Here is a 17,671-nt window from a genome sequence, read left to right on the forward strand (position 1 = left end):
TTATTCCTTAAAACTATCTGTTTTTGCTATATTTTCAAACTGATCAAGAAGAAATTTCTTTGCCTCATCTTTCTTTAAATTTGAAATATCAAAAGGCTCACTTAAACTATAAACCAACTTGCTAAAAGGTTTAGGTAAAATCATCTTGTCCCAGCTTTTAAATTTCCAAAAATGATTTGCTTCATAATTTAAAATACGTATTGTAACATTTTTTTTCTGTGCTAACAAAATAGGTCCATCAGAAATACTATGATAAGGACCTCTTGGTCCATCAGGTGTAATTATTATATCATCTTTTTGATCTAAAATTTTTAATGCCGCTTTAAGAACTTGACTTGCACCTTTTGAGCTGCTGCCTCGAATCGAATGAAGTCCGTAAAAGGAGATAATTTTTGCTATGTTTTCTCCGTCTCTGTGTCGTGAAATTATTACGTATGCTTTTTTTTGTGGCATTCTATAATGTTTAAATGCAAAGGGCATTAACGCAATACGTCCGTGCCAAAACAAGATCACATAAGGTTTGTTGTCTAATTTTTCTCCTCGATATTGTTTTGAACAAGTAAGAAAAATAATCCATTGCAACAGAAAAACAAGCCTTAAAAGAACAGCATTTTTAAACGATTTCCCCATAAAGAACCATACGTTTTGGATTTGTGATTTTTACTTTTTTGATTTTTCCTAAAAGCTCTTCGCTTGCATTCACTTGAACTAAAAAATTATCATCTGTTCTTCCAGCTATGTTTAGATTGTCTCTTAGTTCTTCGAATAAAACTTCAACTTCCTGTCCATTTTTTTTTACAGTGATTTCATCGACAATTTCATAATGACGTTTTTGCAAATAAGAAAGTCTTTGTGAGGCAATATCATCAGGAATTTGACCTTGCATAGCAGCAGCTTTTGTAAGAGGACGTTTTGAATATTTAAAAGAAAAAATTTGTTCAAAGCGAATTTGTTCTATCATATCCATAGTATCTTGAAAATCTTTTTCGCTTTCATTTGGAAAAGCTACGATAATATCTGTTGAAATGCTTACGTTTGGGCAAAGTGAGCGAAGTTTTAATGCTCTTTGTAGATACCATTCTCTTGTATACCCTCTTTTCATTGCCTTGAGAATTTGATTTGAACCGCTTTGCAAAGGCATATGCATAGACTTACAAATTTTAGAATTCATACTAAAGGTGTCTAAGAATTTATCATCCATATGTAAAGGATGAGGGCTTGTAAAACGGATACGCTCAAGCCCTTGAATACAACTAAGTTCGTTGAGTAAATCTGAAAAATCCATTTTTTTATGATGATTTGTAAATTTTTTACCATAATTATTGACATTTTGTCCTAGTAAGAAAATTTCTTTAGCACCTTTTTGTACTGCCTTTTGGGCTTCTTTAAAAATGATATTAAAAGGTATGGAAATTTCATCACCTCTTGTGTGAGGGACTATACAATAAGTGCAGTGTTTGTCGCAGCCTATTGAAATATTGATGAAAGTTTTGTAAGGACTATTTCTAAAGTCAGAGAAGGCAAATTCACTTTCATCGTATTCTATATCTACTCCAAGAAATTTTGGAGTTTTTATCGCTTGAGTAATTTTAGAAATATTTCTTGCCCCTAAAACAAAATCCACATAGGGAGCACGTTTAAAGATTTCAGCCCCTAGATGTGAAGCAGTACAACCACAAACTCCTATTTTAGCATCATTTTTTTTGATTTTTTCAAAGCTGCCAACTTCTGAAAAAAGCTTATGCACCGGTTTTTCTCTCACCGAACAAGTATTGATAAGTATCAAATCAGCTTCTTTTATATTTTCGGTAAGATTATAATGCTCTTTTTGTGTGAGTTCAGCTATTATATGTTCTGAATCTCTAACGTTCATAGCACAACCTAAGGTTTGGATGAAAAGTTTTTTTGCACTCAAAGAATATGAACCTCATACATAAAATCGTTTTCACCAAGTCCGTATTTTATTATCCTATGATATACACTTAAACCTTTTTTTTCAAAATGCTCTACAAGAGCAATTAATCCTTTATGAGAATTTTCTTTGTCAAAATAAAAAAATTTCTGTCCGTCTTTTTCTACAAACTCTTCAATTTTTGCCAAACTAATACTTTTAGGTTTTTCATCGAATACGTTTCGTGCTAATTTTAAATCCATGATAGCATCCTTGTAGCTTCTTTTTTACTTTTATTAAATTTATTATTCTATCAAATTTTACTTTTAATTAAACTTATTAAGAGTATAATTTTTAGCTTTTATTCTTTCAAGTTAAATTCCCAAAAACAAAAAGGCTTAAATTATGGAAAAAATTGCAGATATTATAGAATCGATTGCTAATGAGAAAAATTTAGAATTGCAAAGTGTTAAAGAGAAAGTTATTATAGCACTCATTAATACTGCAAAAAAAATTTATGGACAAGAATATGAATTTTTTGTTGATGCAAAGAATTTAAGTCTGTATCAAAAAATTACTATAGTAAGCGATGATGATGAAAGACTTGAACAAAATAGTCAGAGTTTTATTGCTTTAAGCAAAGCCCAACAGGAAGCAGATGATGTAGAAATAGGAGATGAGCTTACTTATGAATGTTCATTAGAAAATTTAGGCAGGACGGCTGTAAATGTTTTGCATAAAGAGCTTGAATATCATATCCAAAAGCTTTTAGAAGAAACTATTTTTGAAAAATATAAAAACAGAGTTGGTCAAATGGTTTTTGGTTCTGTTGTACGTGTAGATAATGAAGAGAATACTTTTATAGAAATTGATGAATTAAGAGCTTTTCTACCTAGAAAGAATCGTATTAAAGGTGAAAAATTTCAAGTAGGTGATGTGGTCAAGTCTGTAATTCGCCGTGTATATTCAAATAAAGGCATAAAAATGGAGCTTTCGCGTACAAGTCCTAAATTTTTAGAATGCTTGCTAGAGGCTGAAGTACCAGAAATTAAAGACGGCTATGTGAATGTAGTAAAATGTGCAAGAATTCCCGGAGAGAGAGCAAAAATTCTTTTACAGGCTAATACTGCTAACATTGATCCTGTCGGTGCAACTGTTGGCGTAAAAGGAGTAAGGATTAATGCTGTAAGCAAAGAGCTTCATAATGAAAATATAGATTGTATTGAATTTAGCAATGAGAGCGAAATTCTCATTGCTAGAGCTTTAGCACCTGCCATTGTAAATTCTGTAAAAATTGAAGATACTAAAGCTATCGCCACTTTAAATAGTGAGCAAAAAAGTAAAGCAATAGGGAAAAATGGTATCAATATACGGCTTGCTTCTATGTTAAGCGGCTATGAAATAGAACTCAATGAAATGACAAGCACCACACCTGCTATTAGCAATGAGGAAGCTTTAAAGAATTTGCAAAATTTATTCAAATCTTAAGCAAGTTTTTTATAAAAATGGTAAATTAATGTTACTATTTGTAATAGATATTTTTGCCATACTATCTTTGTGTGATGTTGAAAATTAAGCGTTTTCATTAGTCTTTTCCTTCTATTTCGTAAAGAAAAATACAACACATTCTTTTAATTATTTTCATTATTTAGATATAGTGAAAATTTCACAATATGTAACAACAATTAAAGGAGTGTTTATGTCCATAGCAAATTCTCATATTACAAAAAGTCAAAGAGTACGTTCTATTTTTGCAGCAAGTTCTGGGAATTTCGTAGAATGGTTTGATTTTTATATTTATCTTTCTCTAGCGAGTTATTTCACCCATCATTTTTTCAATTCTGAAAATGAAGTCATAGCATTAATTCAGAGTTTTGGCGTTTTTGCAATAGGATTTTTTATGCGCCCTATAGGCAGTCTGATTTTTGGTTCTTTAGCAGATAAAGTAGGCAGACAAAAGACTATGATTTATGCCATAGTGCTTATGTCTTTAGGTAATTTTATGATAGCCTTTATTCCTTCACAAGAAAAAATTGGACTTTGGGCGGCTTTTTTGCTTACTCTTGCGCGTATGATACAGGGTGTATCAGTCGGAGGCGAAGGAGGATTGGTAGCCACTTATATTTCTGAAATGTCTACCAAAGGAAATCGTGGTTTCTTCTCATCATTTCAATATGTAACTCTTATCGCAGCCCAGTTTGTTGCACTTGGTTGTGTATGGCTTGCAGTAAGCTATTTTGGAGTAGAGAAAATGAGAGAAGATGCTTGGCGTTATCTTTTCATTCTTGCTGGAATTTTGGCGTTAGGTTCTTTATTTTTAAGAGCCACTATGCACGAAAGTGCTAGAGAGCTCGATAAAAAAGACTCATCTAAGGGTTCGCTTAAAACCCTTTGGCACTACAGAAAATATTGTCTATTGGTTTTTGGTTTAACTGCAGCTGGGAGTATGTGTTATTATAATTTCACAGCTTATATGAAGACATTTTTAGATAAAAGTGCGCTTTTTGATAAAGACACTGCTTATATTATCGCCTTGCTCGGTTTGGCTTTTGGTATGATTATTCAGCCTTTTATGGGTATGATTGGTGATAAAATAGGAGTGAGAAAAATGCTAGTGCTTTTTAGTGTTTTAGGATTTTTTGGAGTGTTTCCTTTAATGATGGGTATTATTGAAAGTGGTCCTAAAGGAAGTCTCAATAGTCCCTATTTAGCTTTCTTGTTTATAGCTTTGGGTTTAATTATTTCGGGTTTTTATACTTCAATAGCAGGGATTGCTAAAGCAACATTGTTTCCCGAAAAAATACGTGCTTTGGGTACAGGTTTTCCTTATGCTATAGCAGTGGCTTGTTTTGGAGGGACTGTCCCAAGTGTGGCTTTATGGTTTAAAGCCGGAGGTCCTTATGGCTCTGATCAATTTGTTGGTTTGGCTGAATGGGGGTATTTTATTTATATTATGTTCTTTTTAGCTTGTTGCTTTTTAGTTGCGATAAATATTCCCAAAGAAACCGAGCTTGAAAAACAAAATGATTCAATTTTGTAGATAATGCTTGTAAAACCAAGCCCAATATATCCCAGCGATGATAAAAATTGTTCCAAGCATAAATGTGATGAGCTTTAAACTCATCATCAGTTCAAAAAGTACTCCTATAAGCACAGAAATACTTGCACTCACGCAAAGGAATACCATATCAGTATAAGCAATTACTCGTCCAAAATACCTTCCATCGCAGTTTTTTTGTATTAAAGTATAAGTATAAGCCCAAAGTGAAGAAGTGAAAAACCCTGTCATAAAAAGTCCTAAAAAAGAAAGGTAGAAATTGTATTGAGTAAAAGCCCAAAGTATAATTCCTAAACCTTGTCCTAGATAAAAATATCCTAAAATACGTTCATCGGTTATCTTGCTTAAAAATACAGTTCCAAGAATCAATGAACAAGCGCGAATAGCATTTAAAAAGCCTATTACCAAGGCAGCCGATAAAAGTTCTTTGTATTCGTGTTTTGCAAGAAGTGCAACGAGAGTTTCATAGCTTGTAAAACCCATAAAAGCGTGGAGTAAAATAAGATGGAGGAGTTTTTTATTGTTACAAAGATACAAAAAACCCTCCTGTATCATTGAGAAGAAATTGTCCTCTAGCATAGTTTTAAAATGTGGGATTTTCAATCCTGCTAAAAGAATAATTCCAATGCTAAGTAAAAAGCAGTCAAATAAAAAAGCTGTTTGTATGCCATAAAAATAAATAAAAATTCCAGCTAAAGCCATACCAGCAGTATAAGAGATCGACCAAATGACACTGTGCATTTCATTGGCAAGTTTGAGTTCATTTGGTTGAAGGATTTTTGCTAATAAACTCATTTCAGCTTGAAAATAAATTGATCCCACGCATAAGCGTGCAAAAATCAAGAAAAACAAAAACCAAAGCATACTTAAATCATCGACAAAGATAAGGAGAAATATACTGATGAGTTCTATACTTGCCATACTGATTAAAAGTTTTTTAGGCTTATTTTTTTCGACGATAACGCCATTAACAGGGGCAAGTAAAATTCCGGGCAAAAAAGCAAGCATAGCGCTTATTGAAATAGCCCAAGTTGGAGCATCTAATTCAACTAGAAGTGTGAAAACTCCTGTTTGAGAGAACCAAGCTCCAAAATAAACTATAAGTTGTACACAACTAAGTATTCGTATGTTTTTATTGTTTTGTAGTAGTTTGAGGTGATTCATAAGCAAAACTATATCATAAATTTATGCTTTCAGTGTTATAATTGCCGGTAAAAAACGAAAAAGGTATGAGATTGAAAAGATTGCAAAAGAAAGAAGCTCTCTCTTTGTTTAAAAATGCTACTTTGGCAGAGCTTGGTGAATTAGCATATCAAAAGAAATTAGAATTACATCCTGAAAGAATTACCACTTTTGTGGTCGATAGGAATATTAATTATACGAATGTTTGTTGTATAGATTGTTCTTTTTGTGCTTTTTACAGACATCATAAAGAAAAAGATGCGTATATTTTAAGTTTTGAAGAGATTGGAAAAAAGATTGAAGAATTACAAGCTATAGGCGGTACTCAAATTCTTTTTCAAGGTGGAGTAAATCCAAAGCTTAAGATTGAATGGTATGAAGAACTTGTCCAATGGATAAAAGAGCATTATCCTGATATTACTTTACACGGTTTTTCGGCTGTTGAGATTAGTTATATTGCTAAAATTTCAAAAATTTCTATTGCTGAAGTATTGCAGAGACTCCAAATGAAAGGTTTATTTTCTATACCGGGTGCTGGAGCTGAAGTATTGAGTGATAGAGTAAGAGATCTTATAGCGCCAAATAAATGTGATACAGCCACTTGGCTTGAGGTGCATAAAAGTGCGCATAGAATTGGTATGAAAAGTACAGCTACTATGATGTTTGGTACTCTTGAAACTGATGAGGAACTGATAGAACATTTTGAATATTTAAGAGCTTTGCAAGATGAGACAGCAGGGTTTAGAGCTTTTATTTTATGGTCTTTTCAAAGTCAAAATACAAAACTCATTGAAAAACATCCTCAAATTCTTAAACAGAGTTCGAATAAATATCTGCGTCTCTTAGCTTTAGCAAGGCTTTATTTGGATAATTTTAAAAATTTGCAAAGTTCGTGGGTTACTCAAGGATCTTTAATCGGTCAGCTTGCTTTAAAATTTGGAGCCAATGATTTAGGCTCAACAATGATGGAAGAAAATGTCGTTTCAGCTGCAGGTGCAAGCTATCAAATGAATCAAGATGAGATGATAAGACTGATTAAAAGTCTTGGTGAAAAGCCGGCAAAACGTAATACAGCGTATGAAATTTTAGAAAGGTTTTGATGAGGTATTTAGAAAAGCAAGGAGTGAAAATTCCTTTTCTTTTTGAACAGAATAATGATTTTCCTATTGTGAATTTAAAATTGGTATTTCAAAATTGCGGAAGAGGTTTTGATGAGATAGCAGGGCTTGCTAGAGTGTTTGCAAAGCTTTTAAATGAAGGTACGGATGAAAATTTTTTCAAAAAGTTAGAACTAAGAGCTATTAGTTTAGAAGCAAGTAGTGGTTTTGAAAGTTTGCAGTTGCATCTTACTTGCTTAAAAGAACATTACAATTTTGCACTCAATGCTTTAAAAAATTTACTCCAAAAGCCTCGTTTTGAAGAGAAAATTTTACAAAGAATTACAACTTTGCTTTTAGGGGAACTTGCAAATAGAGAGAATGATTTTGATTATGTAGCAAAAAATTTACTCAACCGCACTGTTTTTGAATATAAGGAATTTCAAAGTCCAAACACTGGAGATGAAAAAAGCATTGCTACAATCTCACTTGATTCTTTGCGAAAATTTTATGAAAAACATTTCACTTTGAGTAATCTCATTGTTGTTTTAGGTGGAGATTTGGATGAAAAAGAGGCTGTAGAAAAGATCTTAAAATTGTTAGATTGTCTTCAAGAGGGAAAAAAGATTCCAGAAAAGCACTATGTTTTTACTCATCAAAAGAAAGATGAAACGCTACAAAGAAAAGAGAGTGAGCAGGCTTATATTTATTTTGCCTCTCCTTTTATAGTAAAGAGAAACGATGCAGATTTATATCTTGCTAAAATTGCTCTTTTTATTTTAGGACAAGGAGGATTTGGATCGAGGATTTTAGAAGAAATTCGAGTAAAAAGAGCTTTAGCATATTCAGCATATGCTTTGCTTGATGTTACAAATTCTTACGAACGTGTTTTTGGGTATTTGCAGACAAAAAATGAAAGTGCTAAAGAAGCAAAAAAACTTGTAGTTGATATTTTTACTGATTTTGTTGATAAAGGAGTTAGTGAGTTAGAATTAACTCAAGCAAAAAATTTCCTTATAGGAAGTACTCCTTTGCGTTATGAAAACTTAAGTAAAAGACTTGATATAGCTTTGAATGAATATTATCAAGGTTTAGAACTTGGACACTATAAGAGAGAACTTCAATTGATAGAAAAGGCGAGTTTGGAAGAATTAAATGCATATATTGTAAAACATAAAGAATTGTTACATCTTAATTTTGCAAGCGTTGTAAATGAAAATTAAAGAGAGCGATTTAGTACTTTTTGAAAAACTTCAAATCAAAAATGTTATTGATTTAGCTTTGCTATTTCCAAAAAAGATTGATAATTTTACCCTTACTCAAGTGCCAAAAGAAAATGAAAATTGCACACAAAAAGTAAAAATTAGCTCTGTAAATTTCCGTCCAAATCAGCTTTTTGGCTTAGCATATTGTGAAGCTTGGAAACAAACAGTGCGTTTTGTTTTCTTTCATCCAAGCAAATGGCATACTATGATTTGTAAGCTTGGTCAAGAAATTCTTTTCAATGCGAAAATCACTCTGTTTAATGATATGTGGCAGTTTAGCAATCCTAGAATTATTACTCAAAATATTGGTTTTTATCCAAAATACAACATACAAGGCATTAAAGATAGTGAAATTCAAAGACTCATTCAAAGTTATGTTACTTTTGAAAATTTGCAACAAAGCGGTTTAGAGCAAAAATACATCTCTTTGCTCTTAGCTTTGCAAGGTTTTGATTCGAAAAGTTTTCTAATGCATCAGAATTTAGAGTGTTTTAGCAAGGAATTAAAATATATAGAAATTTATAATTTTTTAAGACGATTGCGAGCAAAAAAAAGTTCTTCAAAAGCGTATAAATTGACTCTTTTTTCTATTCAAACTTGGTTAGAGAGTTTGCCTTTTTCTCCTACTCAAGATCAGCTTAATGCTTTAGAGGATATTCGAACTGATTTAAGCTCAAGTGAAGCGAAAAGACGTGTGATAATGGGTGATGTCGGCTGTGGAAAAACCTTAGTTTTGCTTGGTGCTGCTTTGATGGTTTATCCTAGACAAGCACTTTTAATGGCTCCAACAAGCATACTTGCAAAACAATTATACGAGGAAGCAAAAAAACTTTTGCCAGAATTTGTTCGTATGATTTTTCTTAAAGGTGGAAAAAAGGAAAAAGACTCTACTAAGCATATACAAAATGCAAATTTAATAATAGGAACTCACGCGCTCTTGCATTTAAAAAAACATAATGCTGTACTTGTAATGATAGATGAACAACATCGCTTTGGTTCAAATCAAAGGCAGAAAATTCATTCCCTTTCTCAAGGTGAATGTAGTGCCCATTTTATTCAATTTTCAGCTACGCCTATTCCAAGAACTTTAAGTATGATACAAAGCGAGCTTGTTCAATTTAGTTTTATAAAGCAAATGCCTTTTCAAAAGCAGATTGCAACTATTTGTATCCAAAATGAGGATTTTGCAAGGCTTAAGCAAGAAATTGATGAACAAATCAAGCAAAATCATCAAGTTGTTATAGTCTATCCTTTGGTGAATCAAAGCGATACTTTGCCTTATATGTCTCTTGAACAAGCTTCAAAATATTGGATAAGTCATTATGATAAGGTCTTTATAACACACGGTAAAGACAAACAAAAAGATGAGGTTTTAATGCGTTTTCGCGATGAGGGTACTATTTTACTCAGTACCACTGTAATAGAAGTAGGTATTTCCTTGCCCCGCTTAAGTACAATAGTGATTGTAGGAGCTGAAAGATTAGGGCTTGCAACTTTACATCAATTACGTGGCAGGGTTGGCAGAACAGGACTAAAAAGTACTTGTTATTTATATACAAAATTAAAAGAAATCCCACAACGTTTAAAGGAATTCGCTTCTACCTTGGATGGTTTTAAAATAGCTGAATTGGATTTGAAAAATAGATTGAGTGGGGATTTGCTTGATGGTTTTATGCAACACGGCAATGAATTTAAATTTTTTAATTTTTCAAGCGATGAAGACATTTTAAAGCAAGCAAAAAAAGCTTTACAAAGCTAAATTTATCTGTAAAGTATGCTTTGAAAACGCGAGGCTATCATTTGGGCACGTTGTAAGATAAGTGCTTGAATTTCTTCGTTATAGAGAGTTTTTAAACTTTCTTCAAAAAGTTTTAACCAAACATTAAAGAGCTCTTTTTCAAAATATGGCAAATCAAGATGTTTTTTTAATGGATGTCCATTATAATCACCTTCACCTAAGAGCAATCCAGCCCAAAAATTTCCAATTTTGATTTTATGTTCATCCCAAGCTTCTTTGCTTGTTCCAATGGCTGTGTTAAAAATAATTCCCAAGTCCTTATCGTGCTGTACTTTTGTGTAGAAAATTTCCATAAGTTTTACAATGTTTTCTTTATTAATAGTGTCGTATTTCATACCTACTCCTTTGGCTGCTGAATGTAAGATAAATCAGCTTTAATTTATCTTAAAATAAGTACAATTTGTTTGTTTTTGCATAAAATATTACAGCTTTAATGGGGATTTTTGAAAAAATGGATTACAATTTTTTGCTTCAAGTCAGTCCAGCTTTTGTAAAAGCAACTTGGCTCACTTTAAAACTTAGCTTTTTTGGTGTGTTATTTTCTTTCATTATAGGTTTGTTTTGTGTTTTAATGGGATATTTTAGATTTGTAATTGTACAAAAGCTTTGCAGTGTTTATATAGAATTTTCACGTAACACGCCTTTGTTGATACAGCTCTTCTTTCTTTACTATGCTTTGCCAAAATTTGGCTTCAATTTAGAACAAATTCCGCTTTTAAAGCATATCTGTCTTAGTGTAGAGCCTACTTTAAGACCTTCTTTTGCTTGTGCTGTTGTTGGGCTTAGTTTTTTAGGCGGTTCCTATATGGCTGAAAGTTTAAGGGCAGGTTTTGAGGCGGTTAGAAAACAGCAATTTGAAGCAGGGCTTTCTTTGGGTTTTACACTTTTTGGAAATCTTCGTTATATTATTTTACCTCAAGCTTTAGGTATTGCTATGCCAAGCATTAGTGCAAATATTATTTTTCTTATTAAAGAAACTTCTGTTGTGAGTATTATAGCTTTGCCTGATTTACTAACGACTATGAAAAGTTTGAATTCTTTAAGTTATAAAACCGATGAGCTCTTGTTTTTACTTTTTTTGGGTTATTTATGTATTATATTGCCTGTTTCATTTTTTTTAACTTTGCTTGAAAAAAGGTTTTCTTATGTTTGAAATACTCAATACATTCACACTGAAAAGACTTCTTGAAGGCTTATTTATTACGCTTGAAATTTCTTTTGTAAGTATAGCCATTACCTTATGTGTAGGTTTGGTGTTGGGCTGTTTTATGAGTTTAAAGAATCGTTTTATTGTTGTAGTATGTCGATTCGGGCTTGAATTAGTGCGTGTGATGCCTTTATTAGTTTGGCTTTTTATTGTGTATTTTGGTTTTTCAAGATGGTTTGGAGTGCATTTAAGTTCGGTTTCTTCGGCAATTATAGTATTTAGTATTTGGGGGAGTTTGGAAATGATGGATTTGGTTCGTGCTTCTTTACAAAGCATACCAAAGCACCAGTATGAAAGTGCTCTGTCTTTGGGATTGAATTCGTTTCAAATTTTTATGCATATTGTTATCCCTCAGGCTCTACGAAGACTCACTCCTACAAGTATGAATTTACTTACTCGTATGATAAAAAGTACAACTTTTGCGTATTTAATTGGTGCAGTTGAACTTGTTAAAGTTGGACAGCAAATTATAGAACTCTACAATAAAAATGATTTTGCACCTTTTATCATTTATGGACTAATTTTTATGATATATTTTTTTATTTGCTATCCTGTGTCTTTATACTCACGATACTTAGAGAAAAAATGGAGCTAATATTATGTTGAAGATAACAAATTTGCAAAAGTTTTATGGGACGCATCAGGCTTTGAAAAACATTGATTTAGAGGTAAGACACAAAGAAGTTGTTGTGATTTTAGGACCTAGTGGCTGTGGAAAATCCACGCTGTTGCGTTGCATTAATGGACTTGAGCAAATTGCTGGAGGAAGCATACACTTAAACGGAGAAACAATAGATAAAAATTTTAAAGAATGGACACGAATTCGTCAAAAGGTTGGAATGGTTTTTCAATCGTATGAGCTTTTTGAACATTTAAGCGTTAAAGAGAATATACTTTTAGGACCTTTGAAAGTGCAAAAAAGGCAAAAAGATGAAGTGTTAAATGAGGCAAAAATTTGGCTTGAAAAAGTAGGGCTTTTACACAAGATAAATGCCCACCCAAGAGAATTGAGCGGTGGGCAAAAACAGAGGATAGCGATAGTAAGAAGTCTGTGTATGAATCCTGAGTTAATGCTTTTTGATGAAGTTACAGCCGCACTTGATCCTGAAATTGTTCGAGAGGTTTTAGAGGTGATTCTTACTTTAGCAAGAGAGGGTATGACTATGCTTATTGTTACACACGAAATGCAATTTGCTAAAGCAGTTGCAGACAGAATCGTTTTTATGGATGAAGGAAGTATTGTTGAGATTAATACTCCAGAGCTTTTTTTTGAGAATCCTAAGACTCAAAGGGCAAAGAAATTCCTCAATTTGTTTAGTTTTTAACATACAAAGAGTAGATGATGAAAAGAGATAGAATGGCAAATAAACGAAAGTTTGATGAATTTTATTATAGTGCAGAAAATAAAATTGTTTCGTTTGACAAACTCAATGAGGATAATCGCTTATTGTATGAGAATAAAATGTTTTGTCCTGATTGTAAAACTGCTAAACTTGGTTTTGTTGTGAAACAAGATAATTCATATCTACGCACTATACCACCTTCTACACATAGTGAAGGTTGTTTCTATGCTTATGAAATTGTTCCTACTCAAGTTGCAATAGAATATTTTAAAGAGCTAAGCCCTGCCCAAATTAAAAATAGACTTGATTCTCTAATGCGCCGTTTGTGTCTTGAAAAAAATAATTGTAGCGTAGTAGATAATTGTTTAAATGAGCAAGACAATCCCTTGCTGCTAAACATAAATCCCCCAACTAAAAAGAAAAATATAAAATCTCTTAGGGAAAAAAGTGTAAATGCAAGTTTTGGAAAAGAAGATGATGGAGAATTATTTGTATTTTATGGAAAAGTGAAGTTTAATTTTTTTAAACAAGAAAAAAATGAATATGCTTATTTACAGATTTTAGTAAAGGATAAAAGAAAGTTTAGCATTAACATAAGTCCTAATGCTGAAAATTTGCCACAAAAGAACAAAGAATATTTTTTTGTAGCCATAGGATTTTTTTTATATAAGCTTCATAAAGAAAAATATCCAGCATTTCAAATAAAGCTAAGCAGAGCCGATTCCATAAAATGGAAAGAAATACACGCTGAATATAAGGAGTAATTATGCCAAACTTCGCTTTTCTTACTAACAACCTTTTTACTACCTACACGCTAGAAGTGGATTTCCCACGCATTTATAAGTTTGATGAAAATAAGCAAAAAGCACAAGCTACCCTAGATTCTATAAAAGCACTTTATGATAAGGAGAAGTTTTCAAAGCAAAATGAACACCAATTTGAAGATGATTTTATCGCAAAAGTGTTAGATATTCTAGGTTGGCACAGCATTAGGCAAGAGGAAAAAATTATTCAAGGTAAGTTAGACAAGCCAGATTTCTTGCTTTTTAGCGATACAGATTCTAAAAAAGCCTATTATGCAATAGAAAAAGAGCAAAGAAAAGCGACAAATTGCCAATGAAAGCTAATGAGACTACAAAAATATGCTTTTGATTATTTTATTTAAGGAAGGTGCAAATGGAACTTGAATTGCAATACAGCAAAGAGGGGAAAATATATTCTCACATTCGCAAGGAATATCTTGTAGCTACACCTGAGGAAAAAGTAAGACAAGCTTTTGTGTGTATCTTATGTAATGAATACAATTATAGCCTAGAGCAAATGGACGAAGAGCTTGAAATAGGAGCGAAGCAAAGAGGTGGCGGCGGAGCTAGGGCTGATATTGTGATATGGAAGAACCATCAAGCAAAAAATAACAAGGACAATCCCCTTATAGTTGTTGAATGTAAGGCAGATTCTATAAAAATAGGCGAAAATGATTATTTGCAAGGTGAGCTTTATGCTAGACTGACCGAAGCTCCGTTTTTTGTAACGCATAATAACTATGAAACAAAATTTTGGCGTGTCAAAAGAGATAAGATTCCCGGTTACAGGCAGCAAATTTCAAATATTCCAAAAAATGGGGATAGCGAAAAAGAGATTGAAAAAATCTTTAATTCTTTGGTAGTTTTTAAAGAAGATGAATTTGCAAATTTGCTTCATCGTTGCCACAATATCATAAGAAACATTGAAAAGCTTGACCCAGCAGCAGCTTTTGATGAAATCGCTAAGATTTTGTTTATGAAAGTTTATGCGGAACGAGAGCTTTTAAAAGGAAAAAGAGACAATAAATTCACAAAAGAACATTTTGAAAACGCAAAAGAATATAACCCAGATTTTTTAGAATGGCTTTTTGAAAGAACTAAAAAAGATTTTGCAAAAGACCAAATTTTCTTAAAAGATGAAAAGATAAATCTCAAAGAACATACCGCAATTAAAATCATTGAAGAATTGCAAATCTATAATCTCTCTTTAACCTCAACGGACATAAAAGGAATAGCATTTGAGAAATTTCTAGGCAGAACTTTTAGGGGCGAAATAGGACAATTTTTTACGCCTAGAAGTATTGTTGAATTTATGGTAGAGATGATAGACCCATTAGAAAATGAAATTTCTTGCGACCCAGCAAGTGGTAGTGGTGGGTTTTTGATTAGAATCTTTAGTAAAGTGAGGGAAGATATTCAAAAAGATATTATTAGACAATATGAAGAGTATAAACAAAGATTAGTAGGTAATAAGACAAGTGATAAACTCACAGCTAAACAAGCTTTAAAACTTAATGAAAAATATGAGGAATTAAATAAAGAACTTCAAAATGATAAAAAAAGCATAAATACAAGGCTTTTTAAGCTTTCAAATTATTGTATTTTTGGCACAGATGCAAACGATAGAATGGCAAGAACTTCTAAAATGAATATGATTATGCACGGAGATGGGCACGGGGGTATTCATCATCATAATGGACTTTTAAATATTAATGGAATCTTTGAAAACCGCTTTGATGTGATTCTTACCAATCCTCCCTTTGGCTCTCAAGTAGAAAAAGCCGATGTAATTCAAGCAAGTGATGCACAACTAAGGCTTCCAGAAGAGGGAGAGAAACTAGAAAAAGGAAGACGCTTTATTATAAGAGATGGTTTTGAAGAATATATTCAAGAATATTATAAACTCTATGGAATTGAAGTTTATGAAAATGCACAAAGCCAGATTTTAGATAATATCGGCAAGCCCATAGCCTCACTTTTTAAGCTTAAGCCTGATTTGCAAAGCGATAAAACCGAGCATTTATTCATTAATCGTTGCTTAGATTTGCTAAAGCCCGGAGGGAGAATGGGTATAGTCTTGCCAGAGGGTGTATTTAATACGCCAAATGCTGAATATGTGCGCAAATTTGTAGAAGGAAGAGCTTTTATTAGAGCCGTAATTTCCTTGCCTAGCGAGACTTTCAATAGTGCAAAAGCAAGCGTAAAATGTTCTATTTTGTTTTTGCAAAAATTTGATACACAAACACAGCAAAAATGGGATACTTTGCTCCAAACTCACAAAGAAAAGTTTGAAATAGAATTTAGTCAAGAGCTTGATAAATTGCAAGAAATCATTGATTATCACAAAAGCAAAGAAGAAAAAATCGCTAAATTTAATGCCGAAGATAAAAAGAAAGCGAGAAAAACCCTAGAAGAGCTACAAAAAAAGATACATAAAGATTCTTGGCAGGAAGCAAAAAATGACTTTGATTATCCTATCTTTATGGCAGAGACTGAAAATGTAGGGATTACAAGCACAGGAGAGACAGGCGAAAATATCCCAAACGAGCTTATAGATAGCTATGAAAATAAAGACGATGAAAAAGTTTTAAAACAAAAAGGCATTGCAAGCTATTTTAAAGAATTTTTACAAGAGCATAAAATTGCTTGGAATGCAAACTATGGGGGCAAAAATGAGTAAGGTTCAAATTGTTTGGTTTAGGGATTTAGAACTTTGGGACTTTAGAAGTAATAATTTTACTAGTGATGTATTTAGCAATTCCAATTTTCCTCTTGTTAGAATTGGTAATTTTTTATTTAGAAATAAAACTTCAATTAACATACAAGATAATAAGGAATATAAAAGAGTAACTATAAAAACAAAAGGACAAGGGGTATTTTTGAGGGATATTCTACAAGGTTCTAATATAGGAACAAAAAATCAATTTCTGATTAAAAAGGGGCAGTTTCTTATTTCAAAGATTGACGCTAGAAATGGTGCCTTTGGTGTAGTGAGTGATGATGTAGATAATGCTGTTATTACCGGCAATTTTTGGACTTATGATATTGATATAACACAAGTTAATGCTCACTTTCTAACCTTGCTTACAACAATGGGTTCTTTTATAGAATTTTGCGAATCTTGCAGTGGTGGCACGACAGGGCGACATTATTTAGATGAGAATAAGTTTTTGAATGCAAACATTCCCCTGCCACCCCTTGAAATCCAACAAGAAATTGTTAATAAAATAGAGAATATTAAAAATCAAATCAAAGCCTTACAAGAAGAAGAAAAAAGACTAAAAAATGAAATTGAGGCATATATATATATAGTACTTGGTTTAGAGAAAAAAGAGCAAACGCAAACACAAAAGGTATTTGTAGTGAATTTTAAAGATTTAGAGCGTTGGGATATAACTTATAATCAAGCCAACCAACACACAAAAGGACAAATTTTATTTGAAAGTATTGAAAATATTACAATATATATGCAAAGAGGTAAAACACCCATTTACTCTAATGTAAAAAAATATCCTGTCATTGCTCAAAAATGTGTCCAATGGAGTGGTTTAGAAATTCAAAAATCTCTATTTATAAATCCAGATTCTCTAGCCAGCTACGCAAAAGAGCGTTTTTTACAAGATGATGATATTTTATTAAATTCCACAGGTATAGGCACACTTGGACGTGTTGTGCTATATAAAAATAAGGATAATCCCTATAACATAGCAGTAGCTGATGGGCATATCACCGTTATACGATTTGATACGCAAAGGATCTTGCCACAATACTTTTATCACTACTTTTCAAGCGAGTTAATACAAGATAAGATAGAAGAGTATGCTACAGGTTCAACTAAGCAAAAAGAACTAAGTCTCTCTCTTATAAAACAAATCAAAATCCCTCTACCACCGCTTGAAATCCAGCAAGAAATTATAAATTTTGTAGAATCTAAAAGAGATAGAATAAAGGCGAATCAAAAAACGATACAATCTTTGCGAGATTCTATGAGCAGTGAATTAGAAAACTTACTTATCGTTTAAAGGAG

At 32.3% G+C, this 17,671-nt stretch carries 17 protein-coding genes; 12 read left to right on the plus strand and 5 right to left on the minus strand.

Annotation, left to right across the window (positions count from 1 at the left end; translation table 11 throughout):
* From OQH62_RS03160 to OQH62_RS03170, 3 genes are read right to left on the minus strand one after another with little or no spacing between them, the layout of a single operon-like run.
* The gene (locus OQH62_RS03160) at positions 1 to 630 is read right to left on the minus strand and encodes a lysophospholipid acyltransferase family protein (RefSeq protein ID WP_266013710.1); all 630 of its coding nucleotides are present in this window, start codon (positions 628 to 630) and stop codon (positions 1 to 3) included.
* Positions 614 to 1,915, minus strand: a complete 1,302-nt coding sequence (miaB, locus tag OQH62_RS03165; protein ID WP_266013712.1) for a tRNA (N6-isopentenyl adenosine(37)-C2)-methylthiotransferase MiaB — start codon at positions 1,913 to 1,915, stop codon at positions 614 to 616. Before miaB ends, OQH62_RS03160 begins: the two co-directional genes overlap by 17 nt.
* Positions 1,912 to 2,154, minus strand: coding sequence for an HP0268 family nuclease (locus OQH62_RS03170; protein ID WP_266013715.1), 243 nt, complete (start codon positions 2,152 to 2,154; stop codon positions 1,912 to 1,914). The genes miaB and OQH62_RS03170 overlap by 4 nt, the downstream gene beginning before the upstream one ends.
* A 142-nt stretch (positions 2,155 to 2,296) precedes the next feature.
* On the opposite strand from OQH62_RS03170, the gene nusA reads away from it, so the two are divergent.
* Both nusA and OQH62_RS03180 read left to right on the plus strand, forming a co-directional pair.
* Positions 2,297 to 3,379 (plus strand): transcription termination factor NusA, encoded by a 1,083-nt coding sequence (nusA, locus tag OQH62_RS03175; protein ID WP_266013719.1) that lies wholly within the window; start codon positions 2,297 to 2,299, stop codon positions 3,377 to 3,379.
* A 211-nt stretch (positions 3,380 to 3,590) separates the two neighbouring features.
* Positions 3,591 to 4,931: an MFS transporter gene (locus OQH62_RS03180; RefSeq protein ID WP_266013723.1), complete on the plus strand. Its 1,341-nt coding sequence runs from the start codon at positions 3,591 to 3,593 to the stop codon at positions 4,929 to 4,931.
* Here the strand turns inward: OQH62_RS03180 and OQH62_RS03185 are convergent.
* Positions 4,920 to 6,113, minus strand: coding sequence for an MFS transporter (locus OQH62_RS03185; RefSeq protein WP_266013727.1), 1,194 nt, complete (start codon positions 6,111 to 6,113; stop codon positions 4,920 to 4,922). The two genes, OQH62_RS03180 and OQH62_RS03185, sit on opposite strands and share 12 nt — an antisense overlap.
* A 71-nt stretch (positions 6,114 to 6,184) precedes the next feature.
* Between OQH62_RS03185 and OQH62_RS03190 the strand changes: the two genes are divergently transcribed.
* The 3 genes from OQH62_RS03190 to recG are packed head-to-tail and all read left to right on the plus strand — an operon-like array spanning position 6,185 to position 10,252.
* On the plus strand, positions 6,185 to 7,231 hold the full coding sequence (locus tag OQH62_RS03190) for a dehypoxanthine futalosine cyclase (protein WP_266013730.1): 1,047 nt from the start codon (positions 6,185 to 6,187) through the stop codon (positions 7,229 to 7,231).
* Entirely contained in the window at positions 7,231 to 8,451 is a 1,221-nt protein-coding gene (locus OQH62_RS03195) for a M16 family metallopeptidase (protein WP_266013733.1), read from the plus strand. The genes OQH62_RS03190 and OQH62_RS03195 overlap by 1 nt, the downstream gene beginning before the upstream one ends.
* The gene (gene recG / locus OQH62_RS03200) at positions 8,441 to 10,252 is read left to right on the plus strand and encodes an ATP-dependent DNA helicase RecG (RefSeq protein WP_266013735.1); all 1,812 of its coding nucleotides are present in this window, start codon (positions 8,441 to 8,443) and stop codon (positions 10,250 to 10,252) included. The genes OQH62_RS03195 and recG overlap by 11 nt, the downstream gene beginning before the upstream one ends.
* 2 nt (positions 10,253 to 10,254) lie before the next feature.
* Here the strand turns inward: recG and OQH62_RS03205 are convergent, their stop codons facing one another.
* Positions 10,255 to 10,626, minus strand: a complete 372-nt coding sequence (locus OQH62_RS03205; RefSeq protein WP_266013737.1) for a group III truncated hemoglobin — start codon at positions 10,624 to 10,626, stop codon at positions 10,255 to 10,257.
* Between the two features lie 116 nt (positions 10,627 to 10,742).
* On the opposite strand from OQH62_RS03205, the gene OQH62_RS03210 reads away from it, so the two are divergent.
* Genes OQH62_RS03210 through OQH62_RS03240 form a run of 7 tightly spaced genes read left to right on the plus strand, consistent with a single transcriptional unit; the run spans position 10,743 to position 17,666 of the window.
* The gene (locus tag OQH62_RS03210) at positions 10,743 to 11,444 is read left to right on the plus strand and encodes an amino acid ABC transporter permease (RefSeq protein WP_266013740.1); all 702 of its coding nucleotides are present in this window, start codon (positions 10,743 to 10,745) and stop codon (positions 11,442 to 11,444) included.
* Entirely contained in the window at positions 11,437 to 12,093 is a 657-nt protein-coding gene (locus tag OQH62_RS03215) for an amino acid ABC transporter permease (protein WP_266013743.1), read from the plus strand. Before OQH62_RS03210 ends, OQH62_RS03215 begins: the two co-directional genes overlap by 8 nt.
* A gap of 4 nt (positions 12,094 to 12,097) precedes the next feature.
* Positions 12,098 to 12,823 carry an amino acid ABC transporter ATP-binding protein gene (locus OQH62_RS03220; RefSeq protein WP_266013745.1) on the plus strand — a complete coding sequence of 242 codons (726 nt, stop codon included), beginning with the start codon at positions 12,098 to 12,100 and terminating at the stop codon, positions 12,821 to 12,823.
* A gap of 17 nt (positions 12,824 to 12,840) precedes the next feature.
* Positions 12,841 to 13,605, plus strand: coding sequence for a hypothetical protein (locus OQH62_RS03225; RefSeq protein WP_266013748.1), 765 nt, complete (start codon positions 12,841 to 12,843; stop codon positions 13,603 to 13,605).
* 2 nt (positions 13,606 to 13,607) lie between these two features.
* Positions 13,608 to 13,961 carry a hypothetical protein gene (locus OQH62_RS03230; protein WP_266013751.1) on the plus strand — a complete coding sequence of 118 codons (354 nt, stop codon included), beginning with the start codon at positions 13,608 to 13,610 and terminating at the stop codon, positions 13,959 to 13,961.
* Positions 13,962 to 14,017: 56 nt separating this feature from the next.
* Complete coding sequence (locus OQH62_RS03235; RefSeq protein ID WP_266013754.1) at positions 14,018 to 16,324, plus strand: N-6 DNA methylase; 2,307 nt, start codon at positions 14,018 to 14,020, stop codon at positions 16,322 to 16,324.
* Positions 16,317 to 17,666 carry a restriction endonuclease subunit S gene (locus tag OQH62_RS03240; RefSeq protein WP_266013757.1) on the plus strand — a complete coding sequence of 450 codons (1,350 nt, stop codon included), beginning with the start codon at positions 16,317 to 16,319 and terminating at the stop codon, positions 17,664 to 17,666. Before OQH62_RS03235 ends, OQH62_RS03240 begins: the two co-directional genes overlap by 8 nt.
* The last annotated feature ends 5 nt before the right edge of the window (positions 17,667 to 17,671 follow it).

This window comes from Campylobacter sp. MIT 21-1684 (assembly GCF_026241315.1).
Classification (GTDB): domain Bacteria; phylum Campylobacterota; class Campylobacteria; order Campylobacterales; family Campylobacteraceae; genus Campylobacter_D.

Coding starts and splice junctions, on each gene's coding strand:
- OQH62_RS03160 (WP_266013710.1), bottom strand. CDS start 630: ATGGGGAAATCGTTTAAAAATGCTGTTCTTTTAAGGCTTGTTTTTCTG.
- OQH62_RS03170 (WP_266013715.1), bottom strand. CDS start 2,154: ATGGATTTAAAATTAGCACGAAACGTATTCGATGAAAAACCTAAAAGT.
- nusA (WP_266013719.1), top strand. CDS start 2,297: ATGGAAAAAATTGCAGATATTATAGAATCGATTGCTAATGAGAAAAAT.
- OQH62_RS03180 (WP_266013723.1), top strand. CDS start 3,591: ATGTCCATAGCAAATTCTCATATTACAAAAAGTCAAAGAGTACGTTCT.
- OQH62_RS03185 (WP_266013727.1), bottom strand. CDS start 6,113: ATGAATCACCTCAAACTACTACAAAACAATAAAAACATACGAATACTT.
- OQH62_RS03195 (WP_266013733.1), top strand. CDS start 7,231: ATGAGGTATTTAGAAAAGCAAGGAGTGAAAATTCCTTTTCTTTTTGAA.
- recG (WP_266013735.1), top strand. CDS start 8,441: ATGAAAATTAAAGAGAGCGATTTAGTACTTTTTGAAAAACTTCAAATC.
- OQH62_RS03205 (WP_266013737.1), bottom strand. CDS start 10,626: ATGAAATACGACACTATTAATAAAGAAAACATTGTAAAACTTATGGAA.
- OQH62_RS03210 (WP_266013740.1), top strand. CDS start 10,743: ATGGATTACAATTTTTTGCTTCAAGTCAGTCCAGCTTTTGTAAAAGCA.
- OQH62_RS03215 (WP_266013743.1), top strand. CDS start 11,437: ATGTTTGAAATACTCAATACATTCACACTGAAAAGACTTCTTGAAGGC.
- OQH62_RS03220 (WP_266013745.1), top strand. CDS start 12,098: ATGTTGAAGATAACAAATTTGCAAAAGTTTTATGGGACGCATCAGGCT.
- OQH62_RS03225 (WP_266013748.1), top strand. CDS start 12,841: ATGAAAAGAGATAGAATGGCAAATAAACGAAAGTTTGATGAATTTTAT.
- OQH62_RS03230 (WP_266013751.1), top strand. CDS start 13,608: ATGCCAAACTTCGCTTTTCTTACTAACAACCTTTTTACTACCTACACG.
- OQH62_RS03235 (WP_266013754.1), top strand. CDS start 14,018: ATGGAACTTGAATTGCAATACAGCAAAGAGGGGAAAATATATTCTCAC.
- OQH62_RS03240 (WP_266013757.1), top strand. CDS start 16,317: ATGAGTAAGGTTCAAATTGTTTGGTTTAGGGATTTAGAACTTTGGGAC.